This window comes from Nocardia sp. NPDC056000 (genome assembly GCF_042269265.1).
Classification (GTDB): domain Bacteria; phylum Actinomycetota; class Actinomycetes; order Mycobacteriales; family Mycobacteriaceae; genus Nocardia.
In genome coordinates this window covers 24639-40789 of record NZ_JBHJXS010000006.1, presented here as the reverse complement: position 1 = coordinate 40789, position 16151 = coordinate 24639, and the positions used below count along the sequence as shown (strand labels likewise).

Sequence of the window (16151 nt, the reverse complement as noted above, 5' to 3'; positions counted from 1 at the left end):
GGGCCAAACCCGCAGCGCGGATCGACGCGGATTCCCTTATCCGCGACGGTAATTCATGTGTTTGGAGGCGGGGACCGCGGCGCGTCCGGCGTTCTGCACCCGGCCGCCGATCGGCTGCTGTTTGGCCGCCTTGCCGCGCCGTTCGCGACGCGAGAGCGGCTGGTCGGCGGGGGTGACGTCGTGCGAATGCGATTCGGAATTCGAAGGATGGGCAGGCATATGTCCTCCTGAGGGGATGCGTGACCGACTCACCGGAAGTGGCCGGTCAGTACGGAAATGCCGCGGGGCGGCGGGGGAGTCGGCTCAGGGCCGAAACGATCGCGCGAGGGCACACGGAGGCGAAGAGCTCACGGGTGTGCGGCGCGAGGCGCTCAGAAGTTGAGTGGCATCCACATGGGAATCAGGTTAACCACACCCGCGCGGATCGTGCACCCCTTTTTTTCGCGGGTGTGTGGTCCGGGTCTCGGGCGGTCGCCGGTTACGCTCCGGCCATGACCTTGCTGCTACTGGGATTGGCCATCGCCTGTGAAGTGACCGCGACCGTCTCGCTGAAGATCTCCGACGGGTTCAGCAAGCTGGTGCCGTCGATCATCGTGGTGATCGGATACGGTGCGGCGTTCTACTTCCTGTCGCAGGCGCTCAAACGCGGGATGGCGATCGGCGTGGCGTACGGAATCTGGTCGGCGGTCGGCGTGGTGGCGGTCTCGGTCATCGGCGCGCTGTTCCTCGACGAGAAGCTGACGCTGGTGCAGGTGGGCGGGATCGCACTGGTGATCGCGGGTGTGCTGGCGCTGGAACTCGGTGGGGCGCACTGAGATTCGCCCGATGTGCGAGGGGGTGCGTCGGACAGTGCCGACGCGCCCCGTGCACGTCTCTCAATCCTCCACGCGCAGTTGATATCCCGCCTCGGTGAGGGCATCCAGCATCTCATCGCGATGGGTGGGTCCCCGGGTTTCCAGGGTGAGCAGCACTTCCACCTCGTCGATGGCGAGCCACGCGCCGGTGCGGTAGTGAACCACGTCGAGCACGCTCGCACCGGTCTTCCCGAGTTCGGCCAGCAGACGGCTCAGGCTGCCGGGACGATCGGAAATGGTGACGCGGGCGGCCAGATAGCGACCCGCCGCGCTCAGACCGTGCCCGATGACCCGGGTCAGCAGCAGCGGATCGATATTGCCGCCGGACAGCACGGCGCACACCGGTCCGCGCAGATCGAGTTCCTCGGGCGCGCAAGCCATCAGCGCGGCGACGGCGGCCGCCCCCGCCGGTTCGACGATCAGTTTCGCGCGTTCCATACACAGCAGCAGGGCCTTGGACAGCGCGTCCTCATCCACCGTGATGATGGCCGGAGCGCATTCGATGATATGCCCGAACGGCACCTCGCCCGGGAGTCCGACCGCGATACCGTCGGCCATGGTCGCCATCTGCTCCAGCCGGAGCGGCTTACCGGCCTCGAGCGATCCGGGCCAGGCCGCCGCACCCTGCGCCTGCACGCCGATCACCCGCACGTGCGGAGCCAATTGCGCCAGCGCCCCGGCGATTCCGGCGAGCAGCCCGCCACCACCGGTCGGCACGATCACCGTGCCGACATCGGGTAGCTGCTCCAGAATCTCCAGCGCCACCGTGCCCTGTCCGGCCACGATATCGGGGTGGTCGAACGGATGCACCAGGGTGGCCCCGGTCTGCTCGGCGAATTCCCTTGCGGCCGAGAGCGATCCCTCGATGGTCTCGCCGACCTGGTGCACCGTCGCTCCATATGCCTTGGTGGCCACCAGCTTCGGCAGCGCCGCCCCGACGGGCATGAACACCGTCGATTCGATACCGAGCGAGGTCGCCGCCCACGCCACGCCCTGTGCGTGATTACCGGCGCTGGCCGCCACCACCCCGCGCCGCCGTTCGGCCTCGGGCAGATTGGCGATCCGGTTGTACGCCCCGCGCGGTTTGAATGATCCGGTGCGCTGCAGGTTCTCGCATTTGAGCCATATGTCGTGCCCGGTGCGTTCGGCCAGTACCCGCGAAGCCACCACCGGAGTCCGGCGGATCACCGGGGCCAGCAGGGTGGCCGCCGCGTCGATCCGTGCGATCAGGTCCATGGCGGTCATGCTGCCAGGTAATAGCCGAACTGTCCGCCACGCGATCGGACCCGGGGCGAATCGGCAATCCAGGTAGCTGGACAGTAGCCGAGTTATCTTCTCTCCGATAGGCGCTGACCTGCACTGATGCCCGATCGAGGGCATGGGAAGACAAATGCCGAGCATCGGGAGAGAGGGAAGCTGTGCCGAAAACAGTGAAGGCCCTGGCGATCGCGACCATTGCCGCCGCCCTGGGCGCGATCCCCACGGGCACCCCCGTGGCCGCGGCCGATGCGATCGCCAGCTGTTCCGGCGGCGACTTCCGCTGGACCGCGGTCGACGGCGCGATCACCATGCAGCCGACGCTGCTCACCTTCACCTCGGTCGGCCGCCTCTGGGGTTGCAGCGGTCCGGGCAATATCTCCAGCGGCACCTTCACCGGCGTGCACATCGCGTGGTCCGACTGCATGCATCCGGCGGACGGCCCGCTCACGGTCAAGATCACCTGGGACAACGGTGAAGTCAGCACCCTGTGGGCACCGTGGCCGGTCGGCATGTCCCAGCCCACCGTCGGCCCGATGGAAGTGGTGGACGGCCTCGGCCTGGGCAGCCGCGTCAAAGTGGTCGCCGAATACGAGATGATGACCCCGGACATGGTCATGGGCTGCATGGGTGCGGGCGTGAAAACCGGTCCGGGACGCCTGTCCGCCAGCATGATCTGACCGCTCCGGGGCACGTCCCCGGGGCTCGGGGACCGAACCCCGGAGAGTTTCGAGAGGCGTATTGGATTTTCGTGGTTGTGACACGAGCGACCGCTGGAGCCAACATGGGAAACATAGCGTGGCGCTATGTCCCAACGCCGACGCTCCGCCCTGCTTGCCACTCTGGTGGTCGATCAACCGGGTCGCCCGCAGATCATTCTCGGTGAATTGCGCCGGGTCATCCTCGATGGCGCGGCCCCGCCGGGCACCGTGATCCCGCTGCGCGAGATCGCGGAACTGTTCGGCGTCAGCCACATTCCGGTCCGCGAGGCGCTCAAGACCCTGATAGGCGAGGGCCTGGTCACGCACGCCCAGCACGCCGGGTACACCGTCGCCCAGCTCACCGCCGATGAACTCCGCGAAATGTACGTGGTGCGACAGACTTTGGAGGAGGCCGCGCTGGCCCTCGCGGTCGTGAACGCGAGCGCGGACGATCGCGCCGCCCTGATCGCCGCGAACGAACTACTCGAGCGAGCCATCCATGACGACGATTCGACCGCCTACAACCGGCACTCCCGCACCTTCCATCTCGCCCTGACTCGTCCCTCGCGCATGTTCCGGCTCGTGCACATGCTCGAGGCGGCCTGGAATGTCACCGAGCCGATTCAGCCCATGGTCCATGTGGCACAGGCGGATCGCGAACGCCTGCACGGTGATCACAACCTCATGCTGGACGCGTTCCTGGATCGCGATGTGGATCGGCTGCTCGCCATCGCCCGCCGGCATCACCACCGGTTGGAGCAGGTGATCGCCACGCTGCCAACCGATATCGGCCTGCTGGTGCATCCGGAAGATATATCGATCCCGCAATGAGCGGGCAATAGAGGTGCAACGGAAGGGCAATAGCCGCTTCCTATTTTGGTCCGACCATTGCTCTTCGGATCGGATGCACCATGACCGATATCGTCACCCCCGCCGCGGCATCGGCCGCGCCGGATTCACCGCCGACCGCACCAGTTTACGACCCGGCGCTCACCAATGAGGATCTGGCCCCCCTGCGCGAACAACGTTGGGGCTCTTACCATATCTTCGCCTTCTGGATGTCGGACGTGCACAGCGTCGGCGGCTATGTCACCGCCGGCAGCCTGTTCGCGCTCGGCCTGGCCGGATGGCAGGTGCTCGCGGCCCTGCTCATCGGCATCACCATCGTGTACTTCCTGTGCAATCTGGTGGCGGCGCCCAGTCAGCGCGCGGGGGTGCCGTATCCGGTCATGTGCCGCAGCGCATTCGGCGTGCGCGGTGCGAATATCCCGGCCATCATTCGCGGTTTGATCGCGGTGGCCTGGTACGGCATTCAGACCTACCTCGCCTCGGCGGCGCTGATCGTGGTCGCGGTGAAATTGTGGCCGAGCCTGGCCCCGTACGCGGTTGCCGATGATTACGGCTTCCTGGGTCTGTCACTACTGGGCTGGTGTGCCTACCTGGTGCTCTGGGTGGTGCAGGCGGCGGTGTTCTGGCAGGGCATGGAGTCCATTCGCAAGTTCATCGACTTCTGCGGTCCCGCAGTGTATGTCGTGATGTTCCTGCTCTGCGGCTACCTGATCTACAAGGCCGGGTGGGGTTCGATCGATCTGCAGCTCGGCGCGGTCAAGTACCACGGCTGGGACGCGCTGCCGGTGATCCTGGGCGCGATCGCGCTGGTGGTGTCGTACTTCTGCGGTCCCATGCTGAATTTCGGTGACTTCTCCCGCTACGCCAAATCCATGGAGTCGGTGCGGCGCGGCAATCTGCTCGGGCTGCCGGTGAACTTCCTGGCGTTCTCACTGCTGGTGGTCATCACGGCCTCGCTCACCATTCCGGTGTACGGCGAGCTCATCACCGATCCGGTCGAGACGGTCTCGCGGATCGATTCCACCTTCGCGATCGTGCTGGGCGCGTTGACCTTCACCATCGCCACCGTCGGCATCAATATCGTCGCGAATTTCATTTCCCCGGCATTCGATTTCTCGCATGTGAGCCCGCAGCGCATCAGCTGGCGCATGGGCGGCATGATCGCCGCGGTCGGCTCGATCATCATCACGCCGTGGAATCTGTACAACAATCCCGAGGTCATCCACTACACGCTCGAGGTGCTCGGCGCGTTCATCGGCCCGCTGTTCGGGGTGCTGATCGCCGACTACTACCTGATCCGCAAACGCACTATCCACGTCGATGAGCTGTTCACCCTGTCGCCGACCGGAAGCTATTGGTACCGAAAGGGATTCAACCCGGTCGCGGTCATCGCCACGGTGGTCGGCGCGATCGCGGCGGTCTTCCCGGTACTGGCCAAGGACCTGACCGGTATGTACACCGCCGCCCAGTACAGCTGGTTCATCGGCTGCGGTCTGGCGCTGGTCATCTACTACGCCCTGGCCAAACGCTCGAGGTTTGCCATGACGGTGTGACGACGCCGACATAATCCGCATGAATTCACGTATTCAAGCCCACACGCGCAAAATCTGCTTTTCCGAAGCGGAATTAGTAGCGTGATCGGTATGCAGCTTTCCCGGTTCACCGATCTCGGATTGCGTGCCCTCATGCGGCTGGCGATCAGTGACCGGGCGCAGGAACGTGTCACCGCCAAACTCATTGCGCGACAGGTGAATGCGTCCGAGAACTATGTGGCCAAGGCGGTCTCCCGACTGTCCGAACTGGGCTATGTGGAGTCGTTGCGGGGCCGGACCGGCGGGATATTCCTCACGCCCGCCGGACGGTCCACCACACTCGGGCGCATTGTCCGCGACCTCGAGGGCGATACCGAAGTCGTCGAATGCCAGGGCGTGAATCCCTGCCCGCTGGCGAGTGCCTGCCGTTTGCGCGGCGTGCTCGCCCAGGCCCAGCGGGCGTTCTACGCCGAACTCGACAATTTCACCCTCGCCGATCTGGTGGACCGGCGAACCGTGGAACTGCTGCATCTACCGGTTTTTCCGGGCATGGCGCTGGTCGACGACTGAGCGCCGATCGAGGATTCAGGAGACAGCATGACCGGCATGCCGCGAGACCGCTTCAATCGCGGCAATCAGATCCGCGTCAGCTGCGCCAGTACAGCCTGATCAATCGACCCGGCACGCATCGGCTGGCCTTCGCGGTCCGCCGGGTCATCGCCGCCGACGGCAGTCCGGAGGGTGAGGTCTCCTCCTGGCTGCACGAAAACGTCAGCGCGGGAGACTCTCTGCAGATCACCCTGCCGTTCGGTGATCTCACCATCGATCCCGATGCCACCACCCCGCTGGTGCTCATCTCCGCCGGTATCGGCGTCACCCCGATGGTGGGCATTCTCGAATATCTCGCCGCGACGGCGAGCGACCGCCGAACCCTGGTCCTGCACGCGGACCGTTCGGCGGCCGCCCACCCGCTCCGTGACACCGTCACCGATCTGGTTGGCGCGCTGCGTGATTCGAAGCTGCGGACGTGGTATCGGGCCGAGGGGCACGGCCTGATGGACCTGTCCGAACTCGAACTGCCGCAGCACGCCGACTACTACCTGTGCGGCGGCAACGGGTTTCTACAGGCGGTCCGCAGTCAACTGCTGGCCGCCGGGATTCCGGGTGACAGCGTGCATTTCGAACTCTTCGCACCCAATGATTGGCTGCTGTCCCGATCCGGATAACCGGATCAGGGCCGCCCGCGCTCGGCGATATCGAGCACCTGCGCCAGCCAGGGCGTGTACCCCGCCGGAACCGCCGACATGGCGGTGCGCAGTTCGCCGATGCTCACCCACATGGTTTCGGCCACTTCGGCCGGATCCGGTTGCGGCACAACGCCGTCCACCCGCCCGAGCAGTACGTGATCGAATTCGTGCTCGACTCGCCCGGTGGCCGGATCGGCGGCCTGGTAGGTGAAGGCCCCGGCCTCGAACAACTCGGCCGAGAGCCCCATCTCCTCGCGCAGGCGCTGCGCCGCGGCCGCGATCACCGACTGCCCGGGTGCGGGATGACCGCAGCAGGTATTGGTCCACAGCAGCGGGAAACGGGTTTTGACCCCGGCCCGCTGCTGCAGCAAGACCTGGCCGCTGTCATCGAACAGCAGCACCGAGAACGCCCGATGCAGCTGGCCGGGCGCGGTGTGGGCCGCCGCCACCGGCAGCGATCCGATCGCGTGGCCCCGCTCGTCCACCAGCTCGACGAGCAGGGTTTCGCGATCGACCGCCGCCGAGGCGTCGGGAGTGTCGAGAGTGCCGGTCACCGTCCTACCTTATCGGCGGCGATCAACAGGTACTGGAAGCTCCCCTCCCGGTACGAGGTCAGGAAGGGCTTTTCCACGCCGGTGGCCAGCTCGGAATGGGTGCGCAGATCCCAGTACGGGATGGTGTCCGGGGTGAGGTCCTTCACCGCGACCGGCACCAGATTATTGGCGGCCAGGGCCTTGAAGTACTCGCTGCGCGGATGGATATTGCAGCCGTAGTGCGCGTCGATCCAGCTCACCGCGGCCGAGCGCTCACCGAAGACGTCATTGGAACAGCCGGTGATGCAGACGTACCGCCCGCCCGGCTCCAGCAGTCGGGAGAATTCGGCGAAGAGTTCGAAAAGGTCCACGTACATGGTGGTTTCATTGGTCCAGATGCCGCGCTTGGAACCCGCGTCGAAACCGGTGTCGAGCATATTCTTGAAGTGGAACTGCACCTTGTCGGTGACACCGCGCTCCTTGGCCTGCGCATTGGCGAAGCCGGCCTGATATTCGGAGATGGTGACCCCGTCCATCCGGCAGCCGAAGCGCTGATTGGCCATGAAACTGGTGCCGCCGCGCCCGGAACCGCCGTCCATCAGCTGATCGCCCGGGCGCACATCGCCCAGATGGTCGAGCAGCAGATCGGCCTGTGCGGTTTCCAGCCGGTGCAGTTCCTTCACCAGGCGCTCCTGGCGGGTGTCCTCGGGACCTTCGAGGACCGACAGATCGGGTGCGCCGATGCCGTAGTGATGGTGGTAGAGCCCGTCCACCTCGCCGAGCACGGTGTTGACGCGATCATCATTGGGATTGTTGTTCCAATACGCGGCAACCGACTTCTGGTAGTCGGTGCGCAGTACCTCGGTCTCGGGGTGCAGCGCGGTCATGGGAACCATCCTCTCGCATACGGACAGAAACAAGAGCTGAAAAGCCCTGCGGCTCAGTGGCTTTCAGTGGTGCGGCGATCTTCTGCCGGACGTCATCCCCACGGTGGGATGACGAGTTGGGTGACCGGCAGGGCGCGCACTCGGGGGGACAGATGGGAAAGCTGCCGCACCGCGGTCGATTTCGGGGGCGTGCGCCCCACCCCGCTGGGAGCGGGACGGGGCGGCGCCGATATCGCCAAGGTGTCGGGTGGCGGCAGATTCACCAGCAGGCTCGCGGACCCCAACCCCATGGGACCGAGTAGCCGCTTGGGCGACAGGTGTACTTCCGCCGCATCCGAGACACCGAGGCGTGGATCATCAAGTGCGCCTCGGGCTTCCGGTGTATCCGGAGGCACCGGCTGGGGTGGCACCGACATGGCCTGCTCCGATCAGTCGGACTGCCGTGCGACCAGCACGTTGTCGAGAATGCCGAGCGCGTCGGGGACCAGGACCGCGGCCGAGTAGTAACAGCTGACCAGGTAGGAGATGATCGACTGATCGTCGATGCCCTTGAACCGGACATTCAGGCTGGGCTCGTACTCATCCGGAATTCCGGTCTGGTGCAGGCCGATAACGCCCTGATCCTTCTCGCCGGTGCGCATGGCCATGATCGAGGTGGTCTGGGTATCGCTCACCGGGATCTTGCCGCACGGGAAGATGGGCACGCCGCGCCAGGCGGGCACGCGATGGCCGTCCACCTCCACCGGATCCGGGTACAGGCCGCGCTTACTGCATTCGCGGCCGAACGCGGCGATCGCCTTCGGGTGTGCGAGAAAGAGTTTGGTGCCGCGCCGCATGCTGAGCAGCTCGTCCATATCGTCCGGGGTCGGCGGGCCGGACTCGGTGTAGATGCGCTGCTTGAGATCGCAATTGTTGAGCAGGCCGAAGTCCTCGTTGTTCACCAGGTCGTATTCGCGGCGCTCGTACATGGCCTCGATGGTCAGGCGCAGCTGCTGTTCGATCTGATCCATCGGATCGTTGAACAGATCCGCGACGCGGGTGTGCACCCGCAGCACGCTCTGGCCCAGGCTCAGTTCGTACTCGCGGGGCTGTCCGTCGTAGTCGACGAAGGTGCCGTCGAGCATCGGCTCACCCGAGTGACCGGAGGAGACCACGATCTCGGCCTCACCGTATTTGTTCTGCGGCGCCGCGGGCAGGCTGGCCACCGCCTCCAAATGCCGCTGCAGGGCCGGGATTTGATCATTGAGCTGATCGAGCGCCTGCCGGCTGAGCACCAGCACGGTGGTGGGCGTGACCGTCTTGATCGTCACCGGCCAGATGGCGTCCGGATCGACGAGGGTTTCATCACCGTAGAAGTCACCGCCGGCAAGCATGCCGAGCTTGGTGGTCTCACCATATTCGCCGGTGCCCATCTTGGTGAGCTTGCCGTGCACGATCAGCAGAACCTGGTCCATCGGGTTGCCGAATTCGGCAACCACGGTGCCGGGGGCCAGATCTCGCTGCTCGAAGCGCTGGGCGACGGCGCTCAGCACCTCCTCGTCGTCGAATCCGCGCAGCTGCGGCAATTCCTGCAGCTCCAGCGGGATGACCCGGGCCTGCGAGCCATTGATGATGTACTCCACCTCGCCGTTGCCGACGGTGTGGGTGAGGCGCCGGTTGACGCGATAGACGCCGCCCTTCACCTGGGTCCAGGGCAGACTGCGGGTGAGCCAGCGTGAGCTGATGCCCTGCATCTGAGGTTCGGACTTGGTGGTGTGCGCCAGCTGGCTGGCGGCGGCGGTGCTGAGGGTTTTGCGCTGATGATTAGTGGTCTCGATGGGCAATTCAATGGTCATGCTGCGGTCCTCACCTCGAAGGGCCACCGCGTCAGCAAGCGGTGGAATCCACGGCGATAGAGCAGGTCCGGCACGGGCCTGCGGAATTAGACATGTAGTGAAATGACAAGCGCGACAGTGCGTTCCAGCGATACCGATGGTAGGACCGGGTATCGGGAAACCGCAGCAAAATGCATAAACATGATGTCTGGTGTATTGCTATCGCCGTCGTGTCGCAGCTTCGCCGCCTCGCAATCGTGCGTTCGCAAGCGTTTCGGCGGTGCATTCGACCAGCGTGTTGACCGGCCGGGCGCAGGTGGCGGGCGCCGCATTCGCAGCTTCACAAAAATAGCTGAACCGACCGGGCTGTACGTAGATTTCGCCGCGCCCGGGGGCTGGTACGCATGGTGCTGGTCACAGCCGCCACGGGATAGAGTGGCTCTATGGCAAGCTCATCTGGACGCGTTGGGGCGGATGACGCAGGTCACGAGCAGATTATGTCTGGGAGCGAAGCCGTGAAATTCAATACGAGGTCCGTTGTCGGTCCTATGCAGCGCCTGGTGGCGACCGCTCAGAACGGGCTCGAGGTGATCCGGTTCGGGGGACTGGTTCACGAAATCGAATCGTCGCCGTATGAAATAGCCGAGCGCAAACGCATGTACCGGCTGCGGCATTACTTCCCGGACGCCGAGGGAACCGACCGACCGGTTGTGCTGCTGGTGCCGCCCATCATGGTCACCGCCGAGATCTGGGACGTGAATGCCGCCGACGGGGCGGTCGGCATTCTCCAGGCCGCCGGAATCGATTGCTGGGTAGTGGATTTCGGCTCGCCGACCACCGAGGAGGGCGGCTGGGATCGCGATCTCGCCGACCATGTGCTCGCGGTCAGCAGCGCCATCGACACCGTCAATGAATTGACCGGGCGCGGTGTACATCTCATGGGCTACTCGCAGGGCGGCATGTTCGCCTATCAGACCGCGGCCTACCGGCACGGCAGCGGCGTGGAATCCATCGTCACCTTCGGCTCCCCGGTGGACGCGGTCGCGGGCATCCCGTTCGGCATTCCCTACGGGGTCGCCTCCGGCGCTGCCGAATTCCTCGCCGATCACGTGCTGAACCGGCTGCCCATCACCGATTCCATGGTGCGACTGGGCTTTCAGGCCCTGGACCCGGTCAAGACCGCCAAGGCGCGCATCGACTTCCTGCGCCAGCTGCACGACCGGGAGGCGCTGCTGCCCAAGGAACGCCAGCGCCGCTTCCTCGAGGCCGACGGCTGGCTGGGGTATCCGGGCCCCGCGCTCACCGATCTGCTCCGGCAGTTCATCAAGCACAATCGAATGATGCTGGGCGGCTTCGTCATTCGAGATCAGCCGATCTCACTCGCGGATCTCAAATGCCCGATCCTGGCCTTCGTCGGCGAGGTCGACGATATCGGCCAGCCCGCCGCCGTGCGCGGTATCGTGCGCGCCGCACCCAATGCCGATGTGTACGAAGCCAGCGTGGTGGCGGGGCATTTCGGCCTGGTCTCCGGTTCCACCGCCACCAAGTACACCTGGCCCGTGGTGCGCGACTGGGTGAACTGGCTCAGCCAGGGCGGCGATCAGCCCGCCCAGGTGGTGCCGATGAGTCAGGAAGTGGCGCGCAAGGGTCCGAGCACCGGGCTCACCCGCGCCGTGCACGCCGTCGGCAGCCTCGCCGAGGCGGGCGCCGGACTGAGTAAGACCATCGAGGGCGTCGCCAGTCAAACCCTGCGCGGCACAGTCGAATTGACCGGTGAGGCGGCGCGCGCCCTGCCGCGGCTGACCCGGCTCGGCATGATCCAACCGCACACCCGAATCTCCCTGGGCCGCCTACTGTCCGAACAGGCCCGGCGCGGACCGGAAAGGGAAGCCTTCCTTTTCGAGGATCGGGTGCACACGCATTTCGCGGTGAACCAGCGCATCGACAATGTGGTGCGCGGACTCATCACCGCCGGGGTGCGACCGGCCACCCGGGTCGGCGTCGTCATGGAGACCCGGCCCAGCGCCATGGTCGCCATCGCCGCACTGTCCCGGCTCGGCGCGGTCGCGGTGCTGCTCGCACCCAAGAGCGAACTGACCAAGGTCGTCGAACTGACCGGCACCAAACTGCTGATCGCCGATCCGGAGAATCTGAAGGATGCCGCCGCCACCGGCAGTCGCGTACTGGTGCTCGGCGGCGGTGACGCACGCGCACTGGATATTCCGGCCGGTTGCGATGTCACCGATCTCGAGCAGATCGATCCGGCGCAGGTCGCCGTGCCCGCCTGGTATCAGCCCAATCCGGGCCTGGCCCGCGAACTGGCGTTCATCCTGGTGACCGGCACCGGCGATCGCTTCGACATCAAGTACGTCACCAATCACCGCTGGGCGCTGTCCGCCTTCGGCACCGCCTCGGCCGCCGATCTCGGCCGCAAGGATACGGTGTACTGCCTTGCGCCCCTGCACCATTCGTCCGGATTACTGGTGAGCCTGGGTGGGGCGGTGGCAGGCGGCAGCCGTATCGCGCTGGCCCGCTCGCTGGATCCGGCGCAGTTCGCCGCGGAGGTGCACCGCTACGGCGTCACCGTGGTCACCTACACCTGGACCATGCTGCGCGACATCCTCGACGCCGACACCTTCCCCAATGGCCACCCGCACCCGATCCGTCTCTTCATCGGTTCCGGTATGCCCGCGGGGCTGTGGCGTCGCACCCAGGATCGCTTCGCTCCCGCCCGGGTGCTGGAGTTCTACGCCTCCATCGAGGGAGATGTGGTGCTCGCCAACGTCTCCGGCGCGAAGATCGGTTCCAAGGGCCGCCCGGTCCCCGGCACCGCCAAGGTCGAGCTCATCGCCTACGATCCGATCTCCGATGAGATCCAGGTCGTGGACAATGGTTTCGCCCGCCGCTGCGCCGATAACGAGGTGGGTCTGCTCATCGGGACCGCGTCCGATACCGTCGATCTCTCGGCGGGCGGCCTGCGCGGCGTCTTCACCCCCGGTGATGCCTGGATGCCGACGGAGAACCTCTTCCGCCGCGACAGCGATGGCGACTACTGGCTCATGGATCGCCGCGATACCGTCATCCACACCCCGCGCGGGCCGGTGTACACCAAGCCCATCGTCGATGTCCTCAATGACATCACCGCGGTGGATCTCGAAGTGGCCTACGGTCTTCCGGCGGGCAATCGCACGCTCGCGGTGGCGGCCGTCAGTGTCCGCGCGGATATGCGCCTGACTCCCAAGGATGTCACCGAGGCGCTGCGTGACCTGCCCCCGGATCAGCGCCCCGATCTCATCTACGTGGTGGACGATATCCCGCGCAGTTCCACCTTCCGTCCCTCCACCAAGGCCGTTCAGGCCGCGGGCCGCCCCGAACCGGGCGAGCTCACCTGGTGGTACAACCGCGAAACCGAGAACTACGAAGTCCTCACCGAGGAATTGGCGACCCGACTGTTCGCCTGATACCAGCGACGATCGGCCGGGTCGGGGTTCGGCCGATCGCCGCTGTAGTGACCGAGTCTAGGGATTCCCCGAATTCGGGCATATCCCCGAAAGTCGGGGGCGCGGTCGGCGGCTGCGGCGGAGCCACGCCGGTAGCATCGAGGAGTGAATCCGCTTGCCGCACGTGTGATGTCCACTGTTGCCGGTCAACTCGGCAATCCGCATGGTCTGCTGGGTAAGGGGACCGCGCTGATGCTCAATCGGGTGAATCGGTTCCTGATCGAGGAGGCGGTGCGGGCCGCCGCACCGGTGGCGGGGGAGACGGTGGCCGATATCGGATTCGGCGGCGGGGTCGGATTGTCGCTGCTGCTGGATCAGGTCGGGCCGACCGGCAATGTGCAGGGCGTGGAGATCTCGCCGGATATGTTGAACCGGGCCAGGGCCGGATTCGCCGCGCAGATCGGCGCGGGCCGGTTGCATGTGATGGAGGGGTCGCTGACCGAACTGCCGTTCGCCAAAGCCAGTCTGGACGCGGCGATCACGGTGAACACCATCTACTTCGTGCCCGAATTGGACCGGGTCTGTGCGGAATTCGCGCGCGTACTGCGACCGCAGGGGCGAGCCGTGATCGGAATCGGGGATCCCGACGGTATGGCCAAGATGCCGTTCACCGAATTCGGATTCCGGCTGCGGCCGGTTCCGGAGGTGATCGCGGCGCTGGAGGCTGCGGGGCTGGTCGTGGAAGACCGTGCGGTGGACCATAAGCCGGTTCCGGGCCATCTGCTCATCGCTCGGCCCAAGAACTGATCCGGGGCGGCGGAACCGGAACCGCGTGAAATCCGGCCCCCGAACGAGGGGCCGGATTTCAGGATCAGACGGTGAAGCCGGTGATGCCCTCGACCACGCGGTCGAGCTGCTGTTCTGTGAGCCCCGGCCACAGCGGCAGGCGCACAATGGTTCCGGAGAATTCGGCACTGCGGGTGCAGGGCGTGGGCGTGCGGCCCAGCTTCAATCCGGCCGGACTGGAATCCAGCGGAATGTAGTGGAACGGGGCCGAAATGCCCTGTGCGCCAAGGTGCTTGATCAGGTCATCGCGGCGGCCCTCGGAGGGCACGCGCAGGAAATACAGGTGCGCGGTGTGCTCGCGATCCTCCGGCACCGTCATGAGCTGAACGTCATTGCGGGCGGCCCAGTCCGGCAGCGCGGCGGCGTAGTGATCCCACACCCGATGCCGATTGGCTTGAATCGTCGCGAATTCCGCCAGCTGCGCGTCCAGCACCGCCGCGTTCAATTCACTCGGCAGATAGCTGGAGCCGATGTCCTGCCACGAATACTTGTCCACCGCGCCGCGCAGGAAGCGCGCCCGGTCGGTGCCCTTCTCGCGCACGATTTCCGCTCGCGCCATGAGGATCTCATCGGTGAGCAGCAGTGCGCCGCCCTCACCGCAGTGCACGTTCTTGGTGTCGTGGAAGCTGAGCGCGCCGACCGTGCCGATGGTGCCCAGTTGCCGTCCGCGCCAGGTGCCGCCCAATCCGTGCGCGGTGTCCTCGATCAGCGCGAGACCGTGCGCGTCCGCGATCTGTTGCAGCCGTTCCATATCCGCGCCGACGCCGCCGTAGTGGATGATCACCACGGCCTTGGTGCGCGGGGTGACCGCGGCGGCCACCGACTCCGGATCGATATTGCCGGTCGCGAGATCGATATCGGCGAACACCACCGTGGCCCCGCGCAATGCCATCGCCGTCGCGGTCGAGGTGAACGCGAAGCTCGGCACGATCACTTCGTCCTCGGGCCCGAGTTCCAGCAGCAGCCCGGCCATTTCGAGGGCGTGCGTGCACGAGGTGGTCAGCAGTGCGTACGGCGCGGCGGTGATATCGCGCAGTTTCGCGGTGGCCGCCGCGGTGAACGGACCGTCGCCGTGGCTGTGATCCGACGACAGCACGGCCTCGACGTTCGCCAGCTCACCCGTGGCGCGGAACGGACGGCTGAAGATGATGCGATCAGTGCTCACCCGGGTCGTTCCCCCTCGCTCCTGCGTACTGGAATTGCTTGTCCGCGTGCTCCGAATGCTGTTGCACCGGTCGCGGTGTCGGCGAATCTACCGTCAGATACAGCGGTTTGCCCACGAGTACGTGCAAGGCCACACCCAGATATTCGGCGATCAGGCCGAGTGAGAACAGCACCGCGCCCGAGCACAGCAGCAGCACCGTCATCAGCGAAGCCCAGCCCTCGGGATCGCCGCCGCTATCGGTGAGCTTGTGATAGACCACCCACGCCGCCATACCGCCGCCCGCCAGCGCGAGCGTCACACCCAGCATGCTCACCAGCCGCAGCCCGCGAGTTCCGCTGCACAACACCATCTTCCAGAACAGCGAGAACAGTCGCCGGTAGTTGTACCCGGACTCCTCACGTCCCTCCGCGCGCAATTGCACCGGCACCTGCGCCACATCGCTCACCACCCAGGTGAGCGCCACATCCAGATACACGCCGTTGGAGGCGACCTGCGCGAGCTGGCGCGCGATATCGCCGCGAATCAGCCGATAACTCTCGAACCGGGTCGAATCCGGGAACGCGAAAATGGTCGCCAGCACGATCTTGGCTCCGCGCGAGGTGATATTGCGCAGGAAGCCGTGCGGCCGGGTATTGACCGGCTTGGAGTACACCAGATCCGCGCGCTCGCGCAGCGCCGCGTCCAGGAACTCACCGATGAACGCCGGATCGTGCTGCCCGTCCTCATCCATGGTGACGGTCCAGTCGCCGTCGGCGGCGGCCATACCCGCGATGGTGGCGGCGTCCTGTCCGTAATTGCGGCTCATCCACACCACCCGCACCTGCGGATAGGTCTGCTCGAGTTCCTGCAACACCACATCGGAACGATCCGGCCCGTGATCGTGCACCAGCACGATGTCGTTCACGGTGAATTCGGCCCCGGCGGGGGAGCGCACCGGACCGCTGAGCTTGTCCAGCTCGGCGACGAGCGCGGCAATGGTGTCTTCACCGCGATACACGGGTACGACAACGGATACGGCGTGCACCC

The 16151-nt window shown here is 65.8% G+C and carries 16 protein-coding genes; 8 read left to right on the top strand and 8 right to left on the bottom strand.

Annotation, left to right across the window (positions count from 1 at the left end; genetic code table 11):
• Window positions 1–36 precede the first annotated feature (36 nt).
• Window positions 37–219, bottom strand: coding sequence for a hypothetical protein (locus tag ACFC4D_RS18665; RefSeq protein ID WP_376064933.1), 183 nt, complete (start codon window positions 217–219; stop codon window positions 37–39).
• 272 nt (window positions 220–491) lie between these two features.
• Between ACFC4D_RS18665 and ACFC4D_RS18660 the strand changes: the two genes are divergently transcribed.
• Window positions 492–815, top strand: coding sequence for a DMT family transporter (locus ACFC4D_RS18660; RefSeq protein ID WP_375967857.1), 324 nt, complete (start codon window positions 492–494; stop codon window positions 813–815).
• A 60-nt stretch (window positions 816–875) separates the two neighbouring features.
• Here ACFC4D_RS18660 and ilvA read toward each other — a convergent pair whose 3' ends face one another.
• A complete protein-coding gene (gene ilvA, locus ACFC4D_RS18655) occupies window positions 876–2099 on the bottom strand; it encodes a threonine ammonia-lyase (protein ID WP_376064931.1) in 1224 nt (407 codons plus the stop codon).
• A gap of 173 nt (window positions 2100–2272) precedes the next feature.
• Here ilvA and ACFC4D_RS18650 point away from each other — a divergent pair, with 173 nt between their 5' ends.
• From ACFC4D_RS18650 to ACFC4D_RS18630, 5 genes are all read left to right on the top strand, one after another.
• Window positions 2273–2791 (top strand): hypothetical protein, encoded by a 519-nt coding sequence (locus ACFC4D_RS18650; RefSeq protein WP_376064928.1) that lies wholly within the window; start codon window positions 2273–2275, stop codon window positions 2789–2791.
• 126 nt (window positions 2792–2917) lie between these two features.
• The gene (locus tag ACFC4D_RS18645; RefSeq protein ID WP_364643091.1) at window positions 2918–3643 is read left to right on the top strand and encodes a GntR family transcriptional regulator; all 726 of its coding nucleotides are present in this window, start codon (window positions 2918–2920) and stop codon (window positions 3641–3643) included.
• 80 nt (window positions 3644–3723) lie between these two features.
• On the top strand, window positions 3724–5214 hold the full coding sequence (locus ACFC4D_RS18640; RefSeq protein WP_375967853.1) for an NCS1 family nucleobase:cation symporter-1: 1491 nt from the start codon (window positions 3724–3726) through the stop codon (window positions 5212–5214).
• A 90-nt stretch (window positions 5215–5304) separates the two neighbouring features.
• A complete protein-coding gene (locus ACFC4D_RS18635; protein WP_376064925.1) occupies window positions 5305–5763 on the top strand; it encodes an RrF2 family transcriptional regulator in 459 nt (152 codons plus the stop codon).
• A gap of 278 nt (window positions 5764–6041) precedes the next feature.
• Complete coding sequence (locus ACFC4D_RS18630; protein ID WP_376064922.1) at window positions 6042–6419, top strand: hypothetical protein; 378 nt, start codon at window positions 6042–6044, stop codon at window positions 6417–6419.
• A gap of 5 nt (window positions 6420–6424) precedes the next feature.
• Here the strand turns inward: ACFC4D_RS18630 and idi are convergent, their stop codons facing one another.
• The 4 genes from idi to ACFC4D_RS18610 form a co-directional block, all read right to left on the bottom strand.
• Window positions 6425–6994, bottom strand: coding sequence for an isopentenyl-diphosphate Delta-isomerase (gene idi / locus ACFC4D_RS18625; protein ID WP_364643085.1), 570 nt, complete (start codon window positions 6992–6994; stop codon window positions 6425–6427).
• Window positions 6991–7860 carry a geranyl diphosphate 2-C-methyltransferase gene (locus ACFC4D_RS18620; RefSeq protein WP_364643083.1) on the bottom strand — a complete coding sequence of 290 codons (870 nt, stop codon included), beginning with the start codon at window positions 7858–7860 and terminating at the stop codon, window positions 6991–6993. Before ACFC4D_RS18620 ends, idi begins: the two co-directional genes overlap by 4 nt.
• Before the next feature lie 92 nt (window positions 7861–7952).
• Window positions 7953–8276, bottom strand: a complete 324-nt coding sequence (locus ACFC4D_RS18615) for a hypothetical protein (protein WP_376064919.1) — start codon at window positions 8274–8276, stop codon at window positions 7953–7955.
• 12 nt (window positions 8277–8288) lie between these two features.
• The gene (locus ACFC4D_RS18610) at window positions 8289–9695 is read right to left on the bottom strand and encodes a family 2B encapsulin nanocompartment shell protein (RefSeq protein ID WP_375967844.1); all 1407 of its coding nucleotides are present in this window, start codon (window positions 9693–9695) and stop codon (window positions 8289–8291) included.
• Window positions 9696–10171: 476 nt separating this feature from the next.
• Here ACFC4D_RS18610 and ACFC4D_RS18605 point away from each other — a divergent pair, with 476 nt between their 5' ends.
• Together ACFC4D_RS18605 and ACFC4D_RS18600 are read left to right on the top strand one after the other, a co-directional pair.
• Window positions 10172–13135 carry an AMP-binding protein gene (locus ACFC4D_RS18605; RefSeq protein ID WP_376064916.1) on the top strand — a complete coding sequence of 988 codons (2964 nt, stop codon included), beginning with the start codon at window positions 10172–10174 and terminating at the stop codon, window positions 13133–13135.
• Between the two features lie 168 nt (window positions 13136–13303).
• Window positions 13304–13921 (top strand): methyltransferase domain-containing protein, encoded by a 618-nt coding sequence (locus tag ACFC4D_RS18600; RefSeq protein ID WP_376065528.1) that lies wholly within the window; start codon window positions 13304–13306, stop codon window positions 13919–13921.
• Between the two features lie 64 nt (window positions 13922–13985).
• Here ACFC4D_RS18600 and rffA read toward each other — a convergent pair whose 3' ends face one another.
• Together rffA and ACFC4D_RS18590 are read right to left on the bottom strand one after the other, a co-directional pair.
• Window positions 13986–15125, bottom strand: coding sequence for a dTDP-4-amino-4,6-dideoxygalactose transaminase (rffA, locus tag ACFC4D_RS18595; RefSeq protein ID WP_376064913.1), 1140 nt, complete (start codon window positions 15123–15125; stop codon window positions 13986–13988).
• Window positions 15115–16149, bottom strand: a complete 1035-nt coding sequence (locus ACFC4D_RS18590; RefSeq protein ID WP_376065526.1) for a glycosyltransferase — start codon at window positions 16147–16149, stop codon at window positions 15115–15117. Before ACFC4D_RS18590 ends, rffA begins: the two co-directional genes overlap by 11 nt.
• Window positions 16150–16151 lie beyond the last annotated feature (2 nt).